This window comes from Desulfurispirillum alkaliphilum, assembly GCF_055378285.1.
On the sequence record NZ_AP042405.1, the window covers coordinates 2,459,244 to 2,476,909 of the forward strand.

The following is a 17,666-nucleotide window of genomic DNA, read 5'->3' on the forward strand; positions in this document are numbered from 1 at the left end:
TATTTCCCGTCGCAGGACAGACACAGCTCTGCCTGCCGAAAGACCACATCGACGACCGCAATGGAGCATGTACATGTCCACCACCAACACACCACAGCGCCGCCTGCCTGCTGAATGGGAACCACAGGATGCCATTCTGCTGGCATGGCCCCACGGGGCCAGCGACTGGCAACCCGTACTCACACAGGCCCGCCAGACCTTTTGCGATATTGCCGGCCATATCAGCCAGCGCCAGATGGTCATCATCGTCGCTCCTGACACCCGGATGCCCCTTGCCGACCTGACCAGCTCGGGTGCCAGGCTGGAGAATGTGCGCTGTTATGACATCAAGACCAATGACACCTGGATTCGCGATTTCGGTCCCATAACTGTCGAGGATCAGCAGCAGCTGAGGCTGCTCGACTTCAGCTTCAACGGCTGGGGCAAAAAGTTTGAGGCGACCCACGATAATAACGTCACCCGGCAGCTGCATCAGCTGGGAGCGTTCACCGCGCCCCAACACCGTTTCGACTGGGTTCTGGAGGGCGGCAGCATTGAAAGCGATGGCCGCGGCACCATTTTAACCACCTCCAACTGCCTGCTGGAGCCAAATCGCAACCCACAGCTGAACCAGCAGGAGATCGAAGAACAGATTCTGCGCACCGTCCTGGGTGCCCGCAAAGTGCTCTGGCTGGACCACGGCCACCTGGAAGGCGATGATACCGACGCCCACATCGACACCCTGGCGCGCCTCTGTCCCGACAATACCATCGTGTATGTCGCCTGCGACGACCCCGACGACTCCCACTTCAGCGCCCTCAAGGCCATGGAGGCGCAGCTTGCCTCCTTTACCTGTGCTGATGGCAGACCCTATCGCCTGCTCCCCCTGCCATGGCCGGCTCCCTGCCATGCCGCCGACGGCCATCGCCTGCCGGCCACCTACGCCAACTTCCTGATCATTAACGGTGCCGTACTGGTTCCCGTCTATGGCGATCCCGCCGATGCCCTGGCCCTGCAGGTGGTTGCCACCGCCTTTCCCGACCACGAAATCATCGGCGTCAACTGCCGGACCCTGATCGAACAGCATGGTTCACTGCACTGTGTGACCATGCAACTTCCCCAAGGAGCCGTTACCCCATGAGCACCATCAAAACCGCATTAATACAGCAGACATGCACGGACAACCGCCAGCAGACCATGGACAGAACCGCCAGCGCCATCGCGCACGCTGCTCGCAGCGGGGCCACGCTGATTGTCCTGCAGGAGCTGCACTGCAGCCTCTACTTCTGTCAGCAGGAGCAGGTGGAGTGTTTCGACCTGGCCGAACACATACCCGGCCCGTCTACAGCGTTTTTTGGCGATCTGGCCCGCCAGCACCAGGTGGTGCTGGTCACGTCCCTCTTTGAAAAACGCGCTCCCGGGCTCTACCACAACACGGCGGTGGTGCTGGAAAAGGATGGCTCCATCGCCGGCACCTATCGCAAAATGCATATTCCCGATGATCCGGGATTTTACGAAAAATTCTACTTCACCCCCGGCGACCTTGGCTTTGAACCAGTCCAGACCTCTGTGGGCAGGCTTGGCGTGCTGGTCTGCTGGGATCAGTGGTACCCTGAAGCGGCGCGACTCATGGCCCTGGCCGGAGCGGATCTGCTGCTCTACCCCACGGCCATCGGCTGGGATCCCACCGATACCGACGCGGAAAAGCAGCGCCAGCGCGATGCCTGGATAACCATTCAGCGCAGCCACGCCATTGCCAACGGCCTGCCCGTCATCAGCGTCAACCGCACCGGGCGGGAAGCCGATCCAGCCAATCCCTCCAGCGGTATCGACTTCTGGGGCAGCAGTTTTGTCTGTGGCCCCCAGGGAGAATTCCTGGCCCAGGCGTCCAAAGACCGTGAAGAGACCCTCCTGGTGGATATCGACCTGCAGCGCAGCGAAGATGTGCGCCGTATCTGGCCCTTCCTGCGCGATCGTCGCATCGACGCCTATGACGACATCCTGCTGCGCTACCGGGATCGCTGATGGCACTGCTCAGTCTGCGCAATCTCTCCATCGCCTTCGGCCAGCACCCCCTTCTCGATGGCATCGCATTTCACGCCGAAGCGGGCGAACGCATCTGCCTGACCGGTCGCAACGGCGCGGGCAAGTCAACCCTCATGAAGATCCTGGCCGGCACTCTCACCGCCGACAGTGGTGAAATAGTCCGTCAGCCCGACCTGCGTGTCTCGCTGCTCCCCCAGGAAATTCCCGGGGAACTTGACGGCAGCGTCTGGGAAGTCATCGCCAGTGGTCTGGCCGACAAGGCACAACTGCTGGAATCCTATCATCAGCTCACCCGGCATCTGGAAAGTGCTGAGTTGTCCACGCAGCAGCGTCTGCTTGAGCAGCTGGACCAGTACCAGCGCGAACTGGAGAGTCAGGGAGCCTGGCAGTTCTATGGGGAAATCGACCGTATGGTCAGCCTGCTCCAGCTTGATGGCAACCTGGCTTTCCGGGAACTTTCCGGCGGCATGAAGCGCCGAGTCCTGCTGGGTCGAGCCCTGGTCAGTGATCCCCATATTCTGCTGCTGGACGAGCCCACCAACCACCTGGACATCAGCGCCATCACCTGGCTGGAAGACTTTCTGCTGCGCAGCAGTCGCACCATAGTCTTCATCACCCACGATCGAGCCTTCCTGCGCAGCCTGGCAACGCGCATCGTGGAGATTGACCGGGGCAACCTGCGCAACTGGGACTGCACCTTCGACCAATACCTGGAGCGCCGCGAAGCGGTGCTTCAGGATGAGCTCAAAGCGCAGCAGCACTTCGACCGCAAACTCAGCGAAGAGGAGCAGTGGATACGCCAGGGCATCAAGGCCCGTCGCACCCGCAACATGGGGCGCGTACGCGCCCTTGAGGAGCTTCGTCGCCAGCGCAGCCAAAGGCGCAGTGCCGAAGGCAAAGCGCGCATGGAAATTCAACAGGCGGGTCGCTCCGGTAACCTGGTGGCCGAAGCCACGGGAGCTGGCTGGAGCGTCGATGGCAGAACCATTGTCGCCCCCATGGATCTTACCATCATGCGCGGTGACCGCATCGGTATCATCGGGCCAAACGGCTGCGGCAAGACAACCTTGCTGCGCCTGATGCTGGGGCAGCTTCCTCCCACCACGGGAAGAGTGGAGCTGGGAACCAATCTGCATATCCGCTACTTTGACCAGCATCGACAACAGCTGGACGAAGAAAAAAGCGTGCGGGAGAATGTAGCCGATGGCAACGACATGCTGGAAATCAATGGCAGGAACCGTCATGTGATTGGGTATCTTCAGGACTTTCTCTTCACCCCTGAGCGCTTCCATACCCCCGTCAAAGCCCTTTCGGGAGGTGAGCGCAATCGCCTGCTGCTGGCGAAGCTCTTTGCCGCACCGTCCAACCTGCTGATCATGGACGAGCCCACTAACGATCTTGACGTGGAGACGCTGGAACTGCTGGAAGAACTGCTGATGGAATATCAGGGCACCCTGCTGCTGGTCAGCCACGACCGTGCCTTCCTCAACAATGTGGTCACCAGCACCATTGCCTATGAAGATGGCCGCTTCCGGGAGTATGTGGGCGGATACGACGACTGGCTTCGCCAGCGCCCGACTCCGGCTGTGGCGCGCACCGTTGTTCCGGAACCGGCGGCAAAGACCCGTGGTGCCGGCAGACCCGCGAAGCCGAAGTTGAGCTTTCAGCAGAAAAAGGAGCTTGAGGAGCTGCCCGCACGTATCGAAGAGCTGGAGCAGCGCCAGCAGGAGCTGTACGACCTTATGGCCGATCCGCAGTTCTACCAGCGGGAGGGGGAATCCATAGCCACCACCAAGGCAAAGCTGGAGGAGGTGCAGGCAGAGCTGGAAGGGCTCTTTGCGCGCTGGGAGGAACTGGAGTCCCTGGTGCGCGAAATGGAAAAATCACAGGCCTGAAAGTATCCTTTACGGCTGCTCAGGCTTGTCGGGGGTATTCAGGCGATAGCGCAGGTTTCGTTCGCTGATGCCGAGCACTTCAGCCGTTTTGCGGCGGTGGCCATCCATGATCTCCAGGGTCTCCTGAATAAACAGATCCTGCAGCTGCTGCAGAGTCATCCCCACAAAGGGTTTCAGGCTGGGGAGCTCGCCATCATGGGCGACCGGTCCGCTGTCCTTGAGGCTGGCCGGCAGATCGTGAATTTCTATGATTTCCCCCATGGCCATGACCAGGGAAGATTCAATGATATTGCCCAATTCCCGGATATTCCCTGGATAGGTATAGCTCATCAGCCGTGCTTCCGCAGCGCGGCTGAAGCGCTTGGGGCAGGTACCCTGCTCCTGGCAGAATTTCTCCACCAGAAACTTCGTCAGCATGGGAATATCCTCAGTGCGTTCGCGCAGCGGTGGCAGATGCAGGTGAATGACATTGATGCGGAAATACAGATCCTCGCGAAAGCTGTTTTCGCGGACGGCTTTCAGCAGGTCGCGATTGGTGGCCGTAATGACCCGCACATCCAGGGCGATGGTCCTGTTGGAGCCCAGCCGTGAGATTTCCCGCTTCTGCAACACGCGCAGCAGTTTGGCCTGCAGTGGTGGAGACATTTCGCCAATCTCATCGAGAAAAATGGTTCCACCCTGCGCCACTTCGAAGCGGCCCTGTCGTGAACCGCTGGCTCCGGTGAAAGCCCCCTTTTCGTATCCGAACAGTTCACTTTCCAGCAGCTGTTCGGGAATGGCGGCACAGTTCAGCACCTCGAAGGGCTCCTTGGCCCGTTTGCCGGAATAATGAATGGCACGGGCCACCAGCTCTTTGCCTGTGCCACTCTCCCCGGTAATAAGCACCGTCGAGGAGACATCCTTGACCTTGTCGATCAGACCATAGATTCTCTGCATGGAATCACTCTTGCCAATAAGCTCTTCGTAGCGGTATTTTTTCTCAAGCTCCTTTGAAAGGTATTCCACCTGGCTGTTCAGCTGCTTAAAGTGAAGGGCCCGCTCGATATTGACGATGAGCTCATCGATGTTGATGGGCTTGGTGATATAGGTGAACGCGCCGTTCTGCAGCGCTTTTACCGAGGATTCGATGGTGCCGAAGGCCGTGATGATGATGACTTCAATGCCGGGCTGAATCTCCTTGATCTGCTTCAGGACATCAATACCATCGACATTGCCGATTTTGAGATCCAACAGACAGATATGAAAGAGCTCCTGGCGGATCTCCTCAAGGGCCCTGTGGGGCTCGGTGAAGACACTGACCTCATACTGATCCTCCAGGGCGAAGGAGAGAGAAGCGCCAATGGACGCTTCATCATCCAGTATGAGTATGCGATTCATGGGAGTCATGGTACCTCGGCATTTGTGGTTTCGCGCCCGTTCACTCTCAGGGCCGCCTGTGCATTCTCACTGGGTTACCCCATGCCTCGCCTGCTCGCTGGACAGGTTCAGAGCTGTCAACCCGTGCTGGCTCAGGCAGGGTGCAAACTGTCAGGCTGCTGTTGCGGGGATGCGTACATGTCATTATAACGCAGAATCAAAATATACCGAAATAACCGTGCCAAATTTCTGGTTGCTGGAGATATGCAGTTCACCACGGTTCTCCTTGATCAGCTGGTCGGCAATGGGTATACCCAGTCCGGTGCCCTTGGGTTTGGTGGTAAAAAAGGGTTCCAGGGCCTTCACGCGGCCATCCTCATCCATGCCGATTCCATCATCAACGATCTGGATACAGACCCGATCAGCCTTATCGCGGGTTCTCAGGGTGATGTGCAGGGGCTCGCCACTCTTGAGGCGCTTCTCTTCCAGGGCGTCCAGGGCATTAATCAGAAAGTTGATGACCACCTGCTTGATCTGATTGTGGTCGACGCAGATCTGGCGATGGGACTGATAATCGCGCAACAGGGCAAATCCTTTGTTCATGACGCTGCGTTCGAAGAGAATATAACACTCATCCAGAATGGTGCTGGCGGCAATGGTCTCGAATATCTGCTGCCGTGGACGGGCGTAATTGATCAGTCCTTCGATGAGCTGATTGACCCGCGTGATCTCACGGGGCACGTAGGTGGATATTTCCTTCTGGAAACGCTCATTATGGAGCTTGGTGGGAATAAGTTCCACGAATGTCTTGATGGAACTCAAAGGGTTGCGTATTTCATGGGCGATGCCGGCCACTACGCGGCTTAACGCCTTGCTCTTCTCCTGCTCAAAAAGCTTCTTGCGCAGCTCCGTCTCTTCGGTCACATCCTCGAAAGTCAGGATGAGTCCGTTGATGTGCTGCTCAAAACTGAAGAGGGGATAGACATAGTAGCGCAGCTGGTAGAGGGTTTCCGGGTCACGCTCCCACTCTTTTGTTTCACCGAGATAGTAGTTTTTCCGGCCACTGAGAACCTCATCAGCCTTGTTCTTCAGCAGCTCACTGATCAGCTGCACCCGGGAATAGTGCTCCCCCAGGGGCAGTTCCCTGAGCCCCACGATTACCGATGCCTTCTGGTTGAATTTGGTGATCAGTCCTTCACGATTCAGGGTGACGATGCCCCGGGGGCTGCTGTCGATAATCTGTCGCAGGAACTCGACATTATTTCTGGTCAGTTCAACCTGTTCGACGAGGGACGCGTTCAGATGGCTGAGATCACGGGTCTTGCGGTCCACTTCCTTCTTCAGCTGTCGATTCCAACGGGCTCCCACCAGGAAGAGGATCAGAAAGACCGCGATGAGGGCCAGGGTGATTTTCACGACCACCAGCAGCGTTCCCGAGGCAAACTCCTGCGATGTTTTGAACCATTTCTGGTACATATCCCCATACTCACCCGTCGACTTGACATGCCGTATACCGCTGTTGAGGGTATGCAGCAGGCGATAGTTGTCTTTGGATACGGCAAAGGAGTAGTCCAGCGGCATAAGATAGGTGCGCGCGAAGCTGTAGCGATCTTCCAGGTGGTGTTGTTCCAGATAGTGCTCCGCGATGGCGACATCGCCCACAAACACATCGGCCCGGCCGAGCAGGAACGCTTCGATGGCGGCACGCTGGCTGCCGGCAACCTGGTAGTGAATGCGCCGGATATTCTTCAGGAAATCATACTCAATGGTGTGACTCTGCAGGGCAACCAGCGTCTCGGAAAGATCCGTCACCGCATCGATGCCATGCCTGTCTGCTGGAGTGAGGATACCAACGGAAGTCGAATAGAATGGCTCGGAAAAATCCATGAGTTCCGCGTAGCTGCGCGAGAAAGGGATGCTGACGATGATGTCAACCTGCTGTTCCCGGATGGCCTCAATGGCACGGGATCTGGCCATGGGCACATACTGCAGCCTGATATGGTGCAGGGCGGCAATGCGGTCGAGAACTTCAATGGCAAAACCGGCTGGCACCCCTTCCTGCGCGGCATTCAGGGGGGCCAGATCCGGTTCATAGGCGACGATGAGGGTCTGATGGCTGTATTCATGACGAGGCTCGCCAAAGGATGTTCCCACGAAGAACACCATCAGCACAAAGACATATAAACAACGCACGGCAGAAAGTTCCCTTTCCATAAAGAGCCAGTGGTGGCGCCAGCTTCTTGCCCACCGGCACCCCCGCTGGCATAACGGTGAAGAGTGTCCTCAGGCCTCCGCAACGGCTTCCTTCGATCGATTCAGGGTGGGCTGGTTGATTCCGCCCTCGCGCCTGGCTTTACGCCACTGAATGAAGATCGTCAGTAATACGATGCTGAAGCCGAGGATATCCTGAAGTATATTCGGGTTCATGAACAGCAGTGCTCCACCGAAGAGCACCACCCGCAACAGGGTATTGATACGGGTCAGGAAGTATCCTTCCGCCGCAGTCCCCAGCATGACCACGCCCACAATGGAGGTGGCGGTAACCATCAGTCCTTCCAGCAAGGTGGTGTTGATCAGCAGCAACGAGCTGTTATACACGAAAATATAGGGAACAATAAAGCCGGCGATAGAGAGCTTCATGGACATGAAGCCGGTCTTCATCTGATCCCCACCCGAGATTCCCGCTGCGGCAAACGATGCCAGCGCCACGGGAGGCGTGATATTGGCGAAGATACCGAAGTAGAAGACAAACAGGTGCGCTACCAGGGGCTCAATGCCAATGGCCACAAGAGCCGGTGCCGCCATGGTCGCCGTGATGATGTAGGTGGGAATACTGGGCAGACCCATGCCGAGGACGATACAGGCAATCATGGTAAATACCAGGGTCAGGAAAAGGGACTCACCACCCAGCAGAACAATGCCATTCGCCAGTTTCAGTCCGAAACCGGTAAGCGTCGCCACACCCACGATCAGGCCGACACAGGCACAGGCGATGGCGACGGGCACCACGGAGCGCGCGCCATTTTCCAGGGCATCCAGAATATCCTTCAGACCCAGGCGCGTGGTCTGGCGCAGCATGGCCACTGCCACCGTTACCAGAATCGTCAGAAATGCGGAGTAAATGATAGTCCTGCCCGTAAAGAAGAGCATGAAGATCAGGAAGAGCAGGGGTATCAGCAGGTGTCCGCGCTCCTTGAGCACTTCCATGACCCGAGGCAGATTCTCGCGGGAGATTCCCTGCAGGCCATCCTTGGTGGCGCGCAGATGAATCTGCACGATCACGCCAAGGTAAAAGAGCAGAGCGGGCAGCAGGGCGGCAATGGCGATATCGCGATAGGGTACCCCCAGAACCTCCGCCATGATGAAAGCGGCTGCCCCCATGATCGGCGGCAGAATCTGCCCCCCCACACTGGCCGAAGCCTCTACGGCGCCGGCAAATTCACGGTTATAGCCAACCCGCTTCATAAGAGGAATGGTGAAGGAGCCCGTTGTCACCACATTGGCAACGGCCGCTCCATTGATACTTCCCAGAAAGCCACTGGAGATAACGGCAACTTTTGCCGGTCCGCCCCGGGACTGTCCGGCAATGGCCAGGGCAAGGTCATTAAAGAGCTGGCCCATCCCCGATTTCGCCAGAAAGGCGCCAAAGAGGATAAAGAGAAAGATATAGGTGGCTGAAACACCGATGGCAGTTCCGTAGACGCCTTCGGTGGTCACATACATAAAGTTGACGATATCTTCCCACAGGTAACCACGGTGACGGAATATACCGGAAAACTGTCGTCCGAACAGGCCGTACAGCAAAAAGGTAGCGGCCAGCACAGGCAGAGCCCAGCCGGTCACCCGCCGCGCACCTTCCAGCACCAGAACCACCAGAATACCGCCGAAAAGCAGATCCCACTGGTTGGGCATGCCACCGCGCATATAGATGGCCGTATGCTCGAACATGATATAGATGGTGGTACTGAAGGCCATCAGCGCCAGTACCGCGTCATACCAGTGCAGCTTGTCACGCCGCAGCTTGCGGGAAGCGGGGTAGAGTAGAAAAATGAGCCCCAGCACCACTGCCACGTGCAGCGAGCGGTGAATCAGTGTCACCGGTGTGCCGAAGTAAGAGGTATAGAGGTGGTAGAGGGAGAGCGTGATCGCCAGGGCGGAGACGATCAGGGTAATGGGCTTGGAACTGAAGGTGCGAAAGCGCGATTCGTTATCATATTTCTCGAGAACTTCCTGCAGCTTCGAGTCAGGCTGTTGTGTTTCTTTACTCATTGGGATCACCTTGATTGTATGGAGAGTCTGAGCGGTTCATGGTGGGGGAGGTCGTCACGGTCCAGCAGAATCCGTTGATTCAGAAGGACATGGTATTCGGCATCGAATGAGTGGATCCACTGGAGAAAGTCGAGCTGTAAATCAAATCCCGTGCAGACCACCTGCCCACCATTCACCGAACAGTTTCCACTCTGAAGGGGAACACCCGCCCCATAAGAGAAAAAGCGCGTCTGCGTCAGCACAAGCGTTCCATCGATCTGCACCTGGTAGGTTTCTGTCCAGGGGGTCAGTTCCACCGAGTGAATCCAGGCAAGCGTGATTTCATCATCGGGCTCCACCGGGGCGTGGAAGTGGACCTCATGGCTGCGTACGTGGCGTATTTCCAGCACGAGTCCCTCGGCGCTGACCGTGGAAACGGCGAGAAACAGCAACAGCAGCAGACGCACCATGAACACCACCAGAGTACCTCCCGAAATGCGGGGCGCCCCCAAGGGCACCCCTGGTTTCACTTTGACTTACTTCAGTGCGCCGACTTCGCGGAAATAGCGCTCGGCACCAGGATGGAAGGGCACCGGCATGCCGTCGGCAACTGTCTCCAGCTTGATGTTACGCGCGGCGTTATGGGCTCCGTACAGTGTGTCCAGATTTTCAAACAATGATTTGGTGATATGATAGACCACATCGTCGGAGAGGCGATGGTTGACCAGCATGACGTTGGTGATGGTTGCAGTCTGCACATCGTTTTTATCGTTGTAGGTTCCGCCGGGAATAATACCTGCGGCAAAGAAAGGGTAATTTTTGGTGAGGTAGGCAAGCGCGTCATTGTCAATGGGAATGATCTTGGCCTCATGGGTGGTGGAGAGATCAATGACCGTCGCATTGGGAATTCCGCTGGTGACAAAGGCCGCGTCAATCATGCCGTTTTTGATCTGATCAACCGCTTCGCTGTAGGAGAGGTAATCCTGGCGGATGTTATCATAGCTCATGCCATGGGCTTCCAGGATCAGGCGGGCGTTCAACTCAACCCCGGAGTTGGCGGCACCCACGCCCACACGGCGGCCTTCCAGATCACGCACAGAGTTGATGCCGGTGCGCGTCGTGGTCACCAGCTGCACATAGTTGGGGTAGAGGGCCGTCAGGCCACGCAGATCCTTGTTACCGGGACGACCTTCAAAGGCGCCGATTCCCTCATAGGCCTGAGCCACCGCGTCGCCCATGACGATGGCCAGTTCAACACGGTTGCGATTCAGCAGGTTGATGTTTTCCACAGAGGCTCCTGTGGACTGGACAGAGGTGTCCACTTTCAGGTCACGGGCGATAATATTGGCTACCGCTCCGCCGATGGGATAGTAAACTCCTGAAGTACCGCCAGTGGCGATGGTGATAAACAGGTTTCTGTCAAACTGCTGGGCAGCAGCACTCACGGCCAGAAGCGCCAGGGAAAGAAAAATACTCAGGGATACCAGGATCTTCTTCATGGAAAGCCTCCTCAAATGTTGGATGCCACGGTACATGAGCAATACCTGTACCACTTGAGTTGAGTGCTTGCAAAACAGTGTTTTCGGGGGACAACTTCCCCCTTGTTCCCAACGAAGAGACCGCCCCACAGGCGGCAGAATCTGCCGCCTGTGGCAAATCCTGCCGCCTACGACTCGGCCGCCGTGCTCTGCCACTGCAGGTAGGCTTTAATAAATTCATCCAGAGCGCCGTCGAGAACCGCTTCCGCGTTGCCGGTTTCGTGACGGGTGCGCAGGTCCTTGACCATTTTATAGGGGTGCAGGACATAGCTGCGAATCTGGCTGCCCCAGGCGATATCCATCTTGCTGTCCTCCACTTCCCGCAGCCCCTGCCGTTTCTTCTCCAGCTCCAGCTCATAGAGCTTGGCCCGCAGCATCTTCATGGCCTGATCCTTGTTCTGGTGCTGTGAGCGTTCGCTCTGACACTGGGTGACCACGCCAGTGGGCGTATGGGTAATGCGCACGGCGGAATCCGTGGTATTGACGTGCTGTCCGCCAGCGCCACTGGAACGGTATGTATCGATACGCAGATCGCTCTCCCTGATGTCCACTTCAATGGAGTCGTCGATCTCGGGACTGACAAAAACAGACGTAAACGAGGTGTGACGGCGTGCGTTGGAATCAAACGGCGATATACGCACCAGGCGGTGAACACCCGTTTCCGATTTCAGGTTTCCATAGGCGTAGAGGCCTTCAATAAACAGCGTTACGCTCTTGATACCGGCTTCCTCGCCCTCCTGGTACTCCATGATGGTGACCTTGAACTTGCGCTTTTCCGCCCAACGGGTGTACATGCGCATAAGCATACTCCCCCAGTCCTGGCTTTCCGTTCCTCCGGCGCCAGCGTTGATGGTCAGGTAGGCGTTAGAAGGGTCGTGTTCATCGGAGAGCAGCACTGTCAACTCGTAGTCGGCAACGAGTTTTTCCAGTCTCGCGAGATTCTGCGTCAGCTCGTCGACGTTACTCTCGTCCTCCTGGCAGAATTCGTGGAGTACCTTGACATCTTCCAGCAGACGGTGAATCTCGTTAAAGTCGGCCAGGGCATCCTTGAGCATTTTGTCTTCGCGCAGGATACCCTGCGCCTGCTGGGGATCATTCCACAGTGTAGGGTCTTCAATCATGGGAACCAGTTCGGCCAGACGCTCCTCTTTGGCAGGAACGTCAAAGACACCTCCGGAAAAACTCGACCTTTTCCTCCATGGCATCTATGCGGGGCTGAAAATCGATAATCATGGCGCTATCTCCTTTTTCATAAGTGATTTTTGAATATAATTCAGAGAGTCAATGCGAGCGACCCTGGCCAGGGGCAGATAGACTGCAGCCGCAACGCCCAGGTAGAGGACCACCCGCAGGCCTGTGCCCGCGTCCAGCCAGGGCAACAGCGCGAACTTCATCACCAGCAGGACGGCGCCAAGCATACCACTGACCAGCAGAATTCTCCAGGTCTCGCCATTGAACAGGCGCACATCAGTCATCCCCCGCTGACGGGCAATATGCCACAGATAGAGGAAGTTCCCCCAGCTGGCCGCAGAGGTGGCCAGCGCCAGTCCGGCGTGCCCCAGAGGATACATCAGGGCGAGATTCAGGAGGATATTGACCAGCATGGCCCAGGCAGCTGCCTTCAGTGGGGTCTTACTGTCTTCCAGGGAGTAGAAGAGCGAAACCACCAGCTTGACCAGAGCAAAGGCCAGCAAACCAAGGGAGTAGGCCGCCAGGGCCATGTAGGTCATCAACGCGTCGTACTCAGTGAACTCACCCCGCTGAAAAAGCAGGCGGATAATATCATCACCGGCGATCACCAGCCCCACAATGCACGGCAGAGTGATAAAGTTGATCAGGTCTATCCCGCGACGCAGCAGGCCGTTGAGCTCGCCGCTATTCCTGTCAACAACACTGCGGCTCAATCCGGGCAGAATCGCCGTGGATACAGCCACACCAAACACACCCAGGGGAAACTGCACCAGACGGTTGGCATAGTACAGGAAGCTGACACTGCCGGCCACCAGGTAACTGGCGATGATGGAATCGACGGTGGTGTTCACCTGGGCCACGGCAAGGCCGATCACCCCAGGCCCCATCAGGGTGACAATCTGCACGATGCGGGGATCGCGGAAGTCCAGACGAAAGCGCAGCCGGTAGCGCAGGCGATAGAGGCTTGGGATCTGCATGAGAAACTGCAGAAGGCCGCCGATGGTCACACCAATGCCAAGGGCGTATATGGATTGATCAAAGGCGTAGTAGCCGACGATCGCCGCCACGATAATGGCGAGGTTAAAGGCAAATGAGGTAAAGGACGCGATAAAGAATTTCCCCTTGGTATTCAGCACCGCCATCACGGTGGTCGCCATGCCGATAAAGAAGAGAAAGGGAAACATGATGCGGGTCAGCAGCACTGTCATCTCATGCTTGCCCTCAACCTGGCCAAAACCGGGAGCCATGACCCAGACCAGCAAGGGCGCGGCAATCACACCGACCAGCGTCACTCCCGCCAGCACCACGCTCAGCAGGCTGAGCACTTTCTGGAAGAGCTCGTTGCCCTGTTCGTCACCATCGCTTTTCACGGTTTTGGAGAGTATGGAAACAAAAGAGGCCGAAAGGGCTCCTTCGGCAAAAAGTCGCCTGAGCAGCGAAGGAATGCTGAAGGCGATGAAAAAGGCATCGGCGCGGTGGCCTGCGCCAAAAAACATGGCGATGACCATATCGCGGACAAAGCCCACTATGCGACTGAGAAATGTGGCGGAAGCGAATGAGGCCACTGCGCGGGCCAGAAGACGACTTTCTCCCTGCTGGGACATGCGTGATCCTTCATACTGTTCTCACCTGCCCGCAAAAGGGGGCAGACACCGCGGCCAACCGTGAACAGGCAGCAACTGAACATCATAGTGGGCTGAACACAAAAAAGCCACAGCATTGTCGACATGACAATGCTGTGGCAGGGAAAATTGTGTCTTCAGACAGATTTGGTGCAGTCCGGGCAGATACCGGAGAACTCCAGACGATGCTCACTGATGGAGAAACCGGTTCGCGACTCCACCTGGTCGTGCAGATGATCGTAGGTGTCGAACTCCACATCGTCGATGCGGCCACACTGAATGCAGCGCACATGGTAGTGGGGTTCCACCGTCCCGTCGTAACGGGACTGGCCTTTGCCATAATTCATCTCCAGCACCAGACCTTCCTGCTGCAGGGTGTTCAGATTACGGTACACCGTCCCCAGACTGACATTGGGTATGATCTTCCGAACCTGGTTGTAAATCCACTCCGCCGATGGATGCTGTTTGGTGCTGCGCAGCACATCGAGGATAACCCGGCGCTGCTGTGTCATCTTCATGCCCTTGTCGCGCAGAGAAGAGGTAATTTCCGAAATACTCTTTTTATGTGTCTGCATACTTCACCCCGCAGTGGAATTTTCTGTGCTGCTTGTTAACTTTGCGAGTCATTATTGATTCTGCCATTTTTTTTCTTAACTTACAATACCATACTTTTCCGATAGATAAAAAAAGACGGGGTCTGGAACCAGGTAGCGCAGTGGTCGATTCTCCAGCAGCGCGTTGCGAATATAGGTACTGGAGATCTCAAGCTCAGGCATGGGAATAAGATAGCAGGATTTAGCGGTATCCTCCAGATCAGCGGTAATGTGCGATCGGTACCAGGGTGGCAGGTGCTCAGCAATGGAGTCCAGACTGATGCTGCCCGGGCGGCTGGCAACGGCGAAGCGCAGATTCCTGAGCAGGTACTCACTGTCCTGCCAGTTCGTTATGGTGGAAAAGATATCCGCGCCGGTGATAAAGCAGTAGTTGCGCGGGTTCTCCAGATTGCGGATGGTGTCGGCGGTATAACTGTACCCGGAACGCTCAATCTCCATGGTGGAGATAAAAAATCGTGGATTGTCCTCCACGGCCAGATGCAGCATATGCAGCCGCTCAATGGAGTCCATGACGTCCACTTCTTTATGGGCCGGCTTATTGGAGGGCAGAAACATGACCTTTTCCAGACGCAGGGTGTGCATCACGTATTCAGCCAGAAAGAGATGTCCGTTGTGAATCGGGCTGAATACGCCCCCCAGTATACCGATCATCGGATCTGTCCACTCCCGCTGACAATATACTTGGTAGTGGTCAGCTCGCGCACACCCATGGGGCCTCGACAGTGCAGCTTCTGAGTGGAAATGCCGATTTCCGCCCCCATGCCGAACTGGCCACCATCGGTAAAGCGGGTAGAGGCGTTGACATAAACGGCAGCGGCATCCACGATCTTCTGAAAGAGTCCGGCCGCGTGGTAGTTCTCGGTGACAATGGCTTCCGAATGACCTGTGCCATGCTGCTGGATGTGCTCAACTGCCTGTTCCAGCGAATCAACCACGCGCAGATTCATGATGAGATCCAGGTACTCGGTGTCCCAGTCCTCCGCCTTTGCCGCCACGATGCCCGCATCGGGACACAGTTTTATGCTGGCTTCACAGCCACGGATCTCCACTTTTTTCCTTGTCATCTCCTTACAGAGAAGGGGCAGAATCGCTGGTGCGATGGACTGATGCACCAGCAGCGTTTCCATGGCATTGCAGACGCCAGGTCGCTGAGTTTTGGCGTTGACGGCAATCCTGATGGCCATGTCCATATCCGCATACTGGTCGATGTACACATGGCACAAACCCTTATCGTGTTTGACCACAGGAATGCGCGAATGCTCAGTCACGTAATTGATGAGCCCTTCGCCGCCACGGGGTACCACCAGGTCGATACTGCTGGTCATGCGCAGCAGATCCTCCATAATGGCGCGATCCGCATCCTCCACCATGGTGACAACCTGGGCGGGTAGCTTCATTTCCGACAGGGCATGCTTCAGGGCACGGCCAATGGCCGTCACTGAGTGAATGGATTCCTTACCACCACGCAGAATACTGGCGTTACCCGACTTCACGCAGAGGGCGGCGGCATCGCTGGCCACATTGGGCCTTGATTCAAATATAACCATCACCACGCCAATGGGCACGCGAACCTTGGTAAGTTCCAGCCCATTATCCAGGACACGGTGGTCAAACTTCTCCCCAACGGGATCGGGCATATCGGCAATCTGGCGCACCGAGTCTGCCATGTCTTCAATGCGTTCGGGATTCAGCAGCAGTCGGTCGAGCATGGCATTGGAGAGCCCACTCTTGCGCCCATTGACCATATCCTGCTGGTTGCTTTCCAGAATAGCGTCGCTGTGGGCAATAAGCTGATCGGCCATTTTATGGAGCAGCGTCCTTTTTTGCGGGCTGCCCAGTTGAGCCAGGGCGAATCTGGCACTTTTCGCATCACTGGCGTAATTGATGGCAAGCTGGTTCATGGCGTTCTCCTTGATTTACGCATTGTAAAGGACCATGTTGTCGCGGTGAACGAGGTCATCGTGATTGGTATACCCTAAAACCTGCTCTATTTCAGTAGATTTTTTCCCTTTGATACGGACGATCTCATCGGAACTGTAAAGGGCCAGGCCCTTGGCAACTGCCACGCCATCTGCGCCTACAATGTCCACACAGTCTCCACGCTCAAAGCGCCCCTGCACCCCTGTCACCCCGATGGGCAGCAGGCTGGCGTCCTTGCGGGTCAGCGCCTGCCTGGCTCCGTCATCGATAACCAGCTTTCCCTTGCTGGTGAGGGACTGCAGTATCCAGCGTTTTTTAGCGGAGACCGCGTCAATGGAAGGCTCAAAGAGCGTCCCCCGGGTCTTCCCCTTCATCAGACGCCGCAGGGCGTGGTTGCCTCTGCCACAGCCGATAATCATGTGAATGCCGGCATTCATGCAGATTTTCGCCGCCTGCATTTTGGTGATCATGCCACCAGTACCGACACTGGAGAGGCTGTTACCCGCCATCTTCTCCACCTGCTCATCAATACTGGTCACCAGCGCAATGTGCGTGGCGCCGGGTTCAAGCTGTGGGTTGGCAGTATAGAGGCCATCGATATCACTGAGGATAATATTGACATCGGCGTTCACCACCCCGGCAACCATGGCCGAGAGAGAGTCATTATCACCGAAACGGATTTCATCAGTGGCCACGGTGTCATTTTCATTGACTATGGGAATGACACCCAGATCAAAGAGCGCCATAAAGGTATTGTGGGAATTGAGATACCGTTTGCGGTTTTCCAGATCACCCCTGGTCAGCAACACCTGGGCTACAGGAATATTATAGACGCGAAATGCCCGTTCATACTCCCACATCAGCCCCAGCTGCCCTACAGCGGCGTAGGCCTGCTTCAGGGGAAGGGCCTTGGGCCGGGCAGGAGTGGCGAGTTTGACCATGGCCGTGGCAATGGAGCCCGAGGTGACAATGACCACTTTTTTTCCGGCCTGGCGCAGTTCGTGAATATCCTCCGCCAGTGTGTACAGGAAGGGCAGGTCAAGGCCGGTGCCACGCACCAGCACGTTGCTGCCAACCTTGATGACAATACACTGAGCTTCCTGAATAACCTGAACGAGCGAACTTGCAGACATGGCTTCTTCCTTGGAATACGTCAATTGAGAAACAGCCGGCGCGTGAAGATTCTCAGCAGCCTCCGGGTACGCCTCCATCAGTTTGGCGCAACAGCGACAAAAAAAGCAACTCTCTTTTTGGGAG

The 17,666-nt window shown here is 56.6% G+C and carries 14 protein-coding genes; 3 read left to right on the top strand and 11 right to left on the bottom strand.

The features are described from left to right. The first annotated feature begins 73 nt into the window (after window positions 1-73). The 3 genes from ACZ46I_RS11065 to ACZ46I_RS11075 are packed head-to-tail and all read left to right on the top strand — an operon-like array spanning window position 74 to window position 3,920. Window positions 74-1,120, top strand: coding sequence for an agmatine deiminase family protein (locus ACZ46I_RS11065; protein WP_464280817.1), 1,047 nt, complete (start codon window positions 74-76; stop codon window positions 1,118-1,120). Further along, on the top strand, window positions 1,117-2,004 hold the full coding sequence (locus ACZ46I_RS11070; protein ID WP_464280818.1) for a carbon-nitrogen hydrolase: 888 nt from the start codon (window positions 1,117-1,119) through the stop codon (window positions 2,002-2,004). Before ACZ46I_RS11065 ends, ACZ46I_RS11070 begins: the two co-directional genes overlap by 4 nt. Further along, window positions 2,004-3,920: an ATP-binding cassette domain-containing protein gene (locus tag ACZ46I_RS11075; RefSeq protein ID WP_464280819.1), complete on the top strand. Its 1,917-nt coding sequence runs from the start codon at window positions 2,004-2,006 to the stop codon at window positions 3,918-3,920. The genes ACZ46I_RS11070 and ACZ46I_RS11075 overlap by 1 nt, the downstream gene beginning before the upstream one ends. Window positions 3,921-3,929: 9 nt before the next feature. Here the strand turns inward: ACZ46I_RS11075 and ACZ46I_RS11080 are convergent, their stop codons facing one another. The 11 genes from ACZ46I_RS11080 to proB all read right to left on the bottom strand — a co-directional run bounded on the left by ACZ46I_RS11080 (window position 3,930) and on the right by proB (window position 17,542). Further along, complete coding sequence (locus ACZ46I_RS11080; protein WP_464280820.1) at window positions 3,930-5,306, bottom strand: sigma-54-dependent transcriptional regulator; 1,377 nt, start codon at window positions 5,304-5,306, stop codon at window positions 3,930-3,932. A 174-nt stretch (window positions 5,307-5,480) separates the two neighbouring features. Further along, the gene (locus tag ACZ46I_RS11085; protein WP_464280821.1) at window positions 5,481-7,430 is read right to left on the bottom strand and encodes a transporter substrate-binding domain-containing protein; all 1,950 of its coding nucleotides are present in this window, start codon (window positions 7,428-7,430) and stop codon (window positions 5,481-5,483) included. A 129-nt stretch (window positions 7,431-7,559) separates the two neighbouring features. Continuing rightward, a complete protein-coding gene (locus ACZ46I_RS11090; protein WP_464280822.1) occupies window positions 7,560-9,545 on the bottom strand; it encodes a TRAP transporter permease in 1,986 nt (661 codons plus the stop codon). Window positions 9,546-9,550: 5 nt separating this feature from the next. Beyond that, the gene (locus ACZ46I_RS11095; protein ID WP_464280823.1) at window positions 9,551-9,994 is read right to left on the bottom strand and encodes a DUF1850 domain-containing protein; all 444 of its coding nucleotides are present in this window, start codon (window positions 9,992-9,994) and stop codon (window positions 9,551-9,553) included. 66 nt (window positions 9,995-10,060) lie between these two features. Then, the gene (locus tag ACZ46I_RS11100) at window positions 10,061-11,023 is read right to left on the bottom strand and encodes a TAXI family TRAP transporter solute-binding subunit (protein WP_464280824.1); all 963 of its coding nucleotides are present in this window, start codon (window positions 11,021-11,023) and stop codon (window positions 10,061-10,063) included. 167 nt (window positions 11,024-11,190) lie between these two features. Continuing rightward, window positions 11,191-12,295, bottom strand: a protein-coding gene (gene prfB, locus ACZ46I_RS11105) for a peptide chain release factor 2 (RefSeq protein WP_464280825.1) whose coding sequence is annotated in 2 segments (ribosomal slippage) — window positions 11,191-12,225 and window positions 12,227-12,295 — 1,104 coding nt in all. Because the reading frame shifts where the segments join, the coding sequence is not laid out codon by codon here. Beyond that, a complete protein-coding gene (murJ, locus tag ACZ46I_RS11110; RefSeq protein ID WP_464280826.1) occupies window positions 12,292-13,857 on the bottom strand; it encodes a murein biosynthesis integral membrane protein MurJ in 1,566 nt (521 codons plus the stop codon). The genes prfB and murJ overlap by 4 nt, the downstream gene beginning before the upstream one ends. A gap of 155 nt (window positions 13,858-14,012) precedes the next feature. Continuing rightward, window positions 14,013-14,450, bottom strand: coding sequence for a Fur family transcriptional regulator (locus ACZ46I_RS11115; protein ID WP_013505782.1), 438 nt, complete (start codon window positions 14,448-14,450; stop codon window positions 14,013-14,015). 75 nt (window positions 14,451-14,525) lie between these two features. Then, complete coding sequence (gene nadD / locus ACZ46I_RS11120) at window positions 14,526-15,140, bottom strand: nicotinate-nucleotide adenylyltransferase (protein ID WP_464280827.1); 615 nt, start codon at window positions 15,138-15,140, stop codon at window positions 14,526-14,528. After that, window positions 15,137-16,390, bottom strand: coding sequence for a glutamate-5-semialdehyde dehydrogenase (locus tag ACZ46I_RS11125; RefSeq protein ID WP_464280828.1), 1,254 nt, complete (start codon window positions 16,388-16,390; stop codon window positions 15,137-15,139). The genes nadD and ACZ46I_RS11125 overlap by 4 nt, the downstream gene beginning before the upstream one ends. 15 nt (window positions 16,391-16,405) lie before the next feature. Beyond that, entirely contained in the window at window positions 16,406-17,542 is a 1,137-nt protein-coding gene (gene proB / locus ACZ46I_RS11130; RefSeq protein ID WP_013505779.1) for a glutamate 5-kinase, read from the bottom strand. Between the last annotated feature and the right edge of the window lie 124 nt (window positions 17,543-17,666).

What these genes read in the sequence shown, in the direction of transcription:
- ACZ46I_RS11065 (WP_464280817.1), top strand. Translation starts at nt 74, where the DNA reads ATGTCCACCACCAACACACCACAGCGCCGCCTGCCTGCTGAATGGGAA.
- ACZ46I_RS11070 (WP_464280818.1), top strand. Translation starts at nt 1,117, where the DNA reads ATGAGCACCATCAAAACCGCATTAATACAGCAGACATGCACGGACAAC.
- ACZ46I_RS11075 (WP_464280819.1), top strand. Translation starts at nt 2,004, where the DNA reads ATGGCACTGCTCAGTCTGCGCAATCTCTCCATCGCCTTCGGCCAGCAC.
- ACZ46I_RS11080 (WP_464280820.1), bottom strand. Translation starts at nt 5,306, where the DNA reads ATGACTCCCATGAATCGCATACTCATACTGGATGATGAAGCGTCCATT.
- ACZ46I_RS11090 (WP_464280822.1), bottom strand. Translation starts at nt 9,545, where the DNA reads ATGAGTAAAGAAACACAACAGCCTGACTCGAAGCTGCAGGAAGTTCTC.
- ACZ46I_RS11095 (WP_464280823.1), bottom strand. Translation starts at nt 9,994, where the DNA reads ATGGTGCGTCTGCTGCTGTTGCTGTTTCTCGCCGTTTCCACGGTCAGC.
- ACZ46I_RS11100 (WP_464280824.1), bottom strand. Translation starts at nt 11,023, where the DNA reads ATGAAGAAGATCCTGGTATCCCTGAGTATTTTTCTTTCCCTGGCGCTT.
- murJ (WP_464280826.1), bottom strand. Translation starts at nt 13,857, where the DNA reads ATGTCCCAGCAGGGAGAAAGTCGTCTTCTGGCCCGCGCAGTGGCCTCA.
- ACZ46I_RS11115 (WP_013505782.1), bottom strand. Translation starts at nt 14,450, where the DNA reads ATGCAGACACATAAAAAGAGTATTTCGGAAATTACCTCTTCTCTGCGC.
- nadD (WP_464280827.1), bottom strand. Translation starts at nt 15,140, where the DNA reads ATGATCGGTATACTGGGGGGCGTATTCAGCCCGATTCACAACGGACAT.
- ACZ46I_RS11125 (WP_464280828.1), bottom strand. Translation starts at nt 16,390, where the DNA reads ATGAACCAGCTTGCCATCAATTACGCCAGTGATGCGAAAAGTGCCAGA.
- proB (WP_013505779.1), bottom strand. Translation starts at nt 17,542, where the DNA reads ATGTCTGCAAGTTCGCTCGTTCAGGTTATTCAGGAAGCTCAGTGTATT.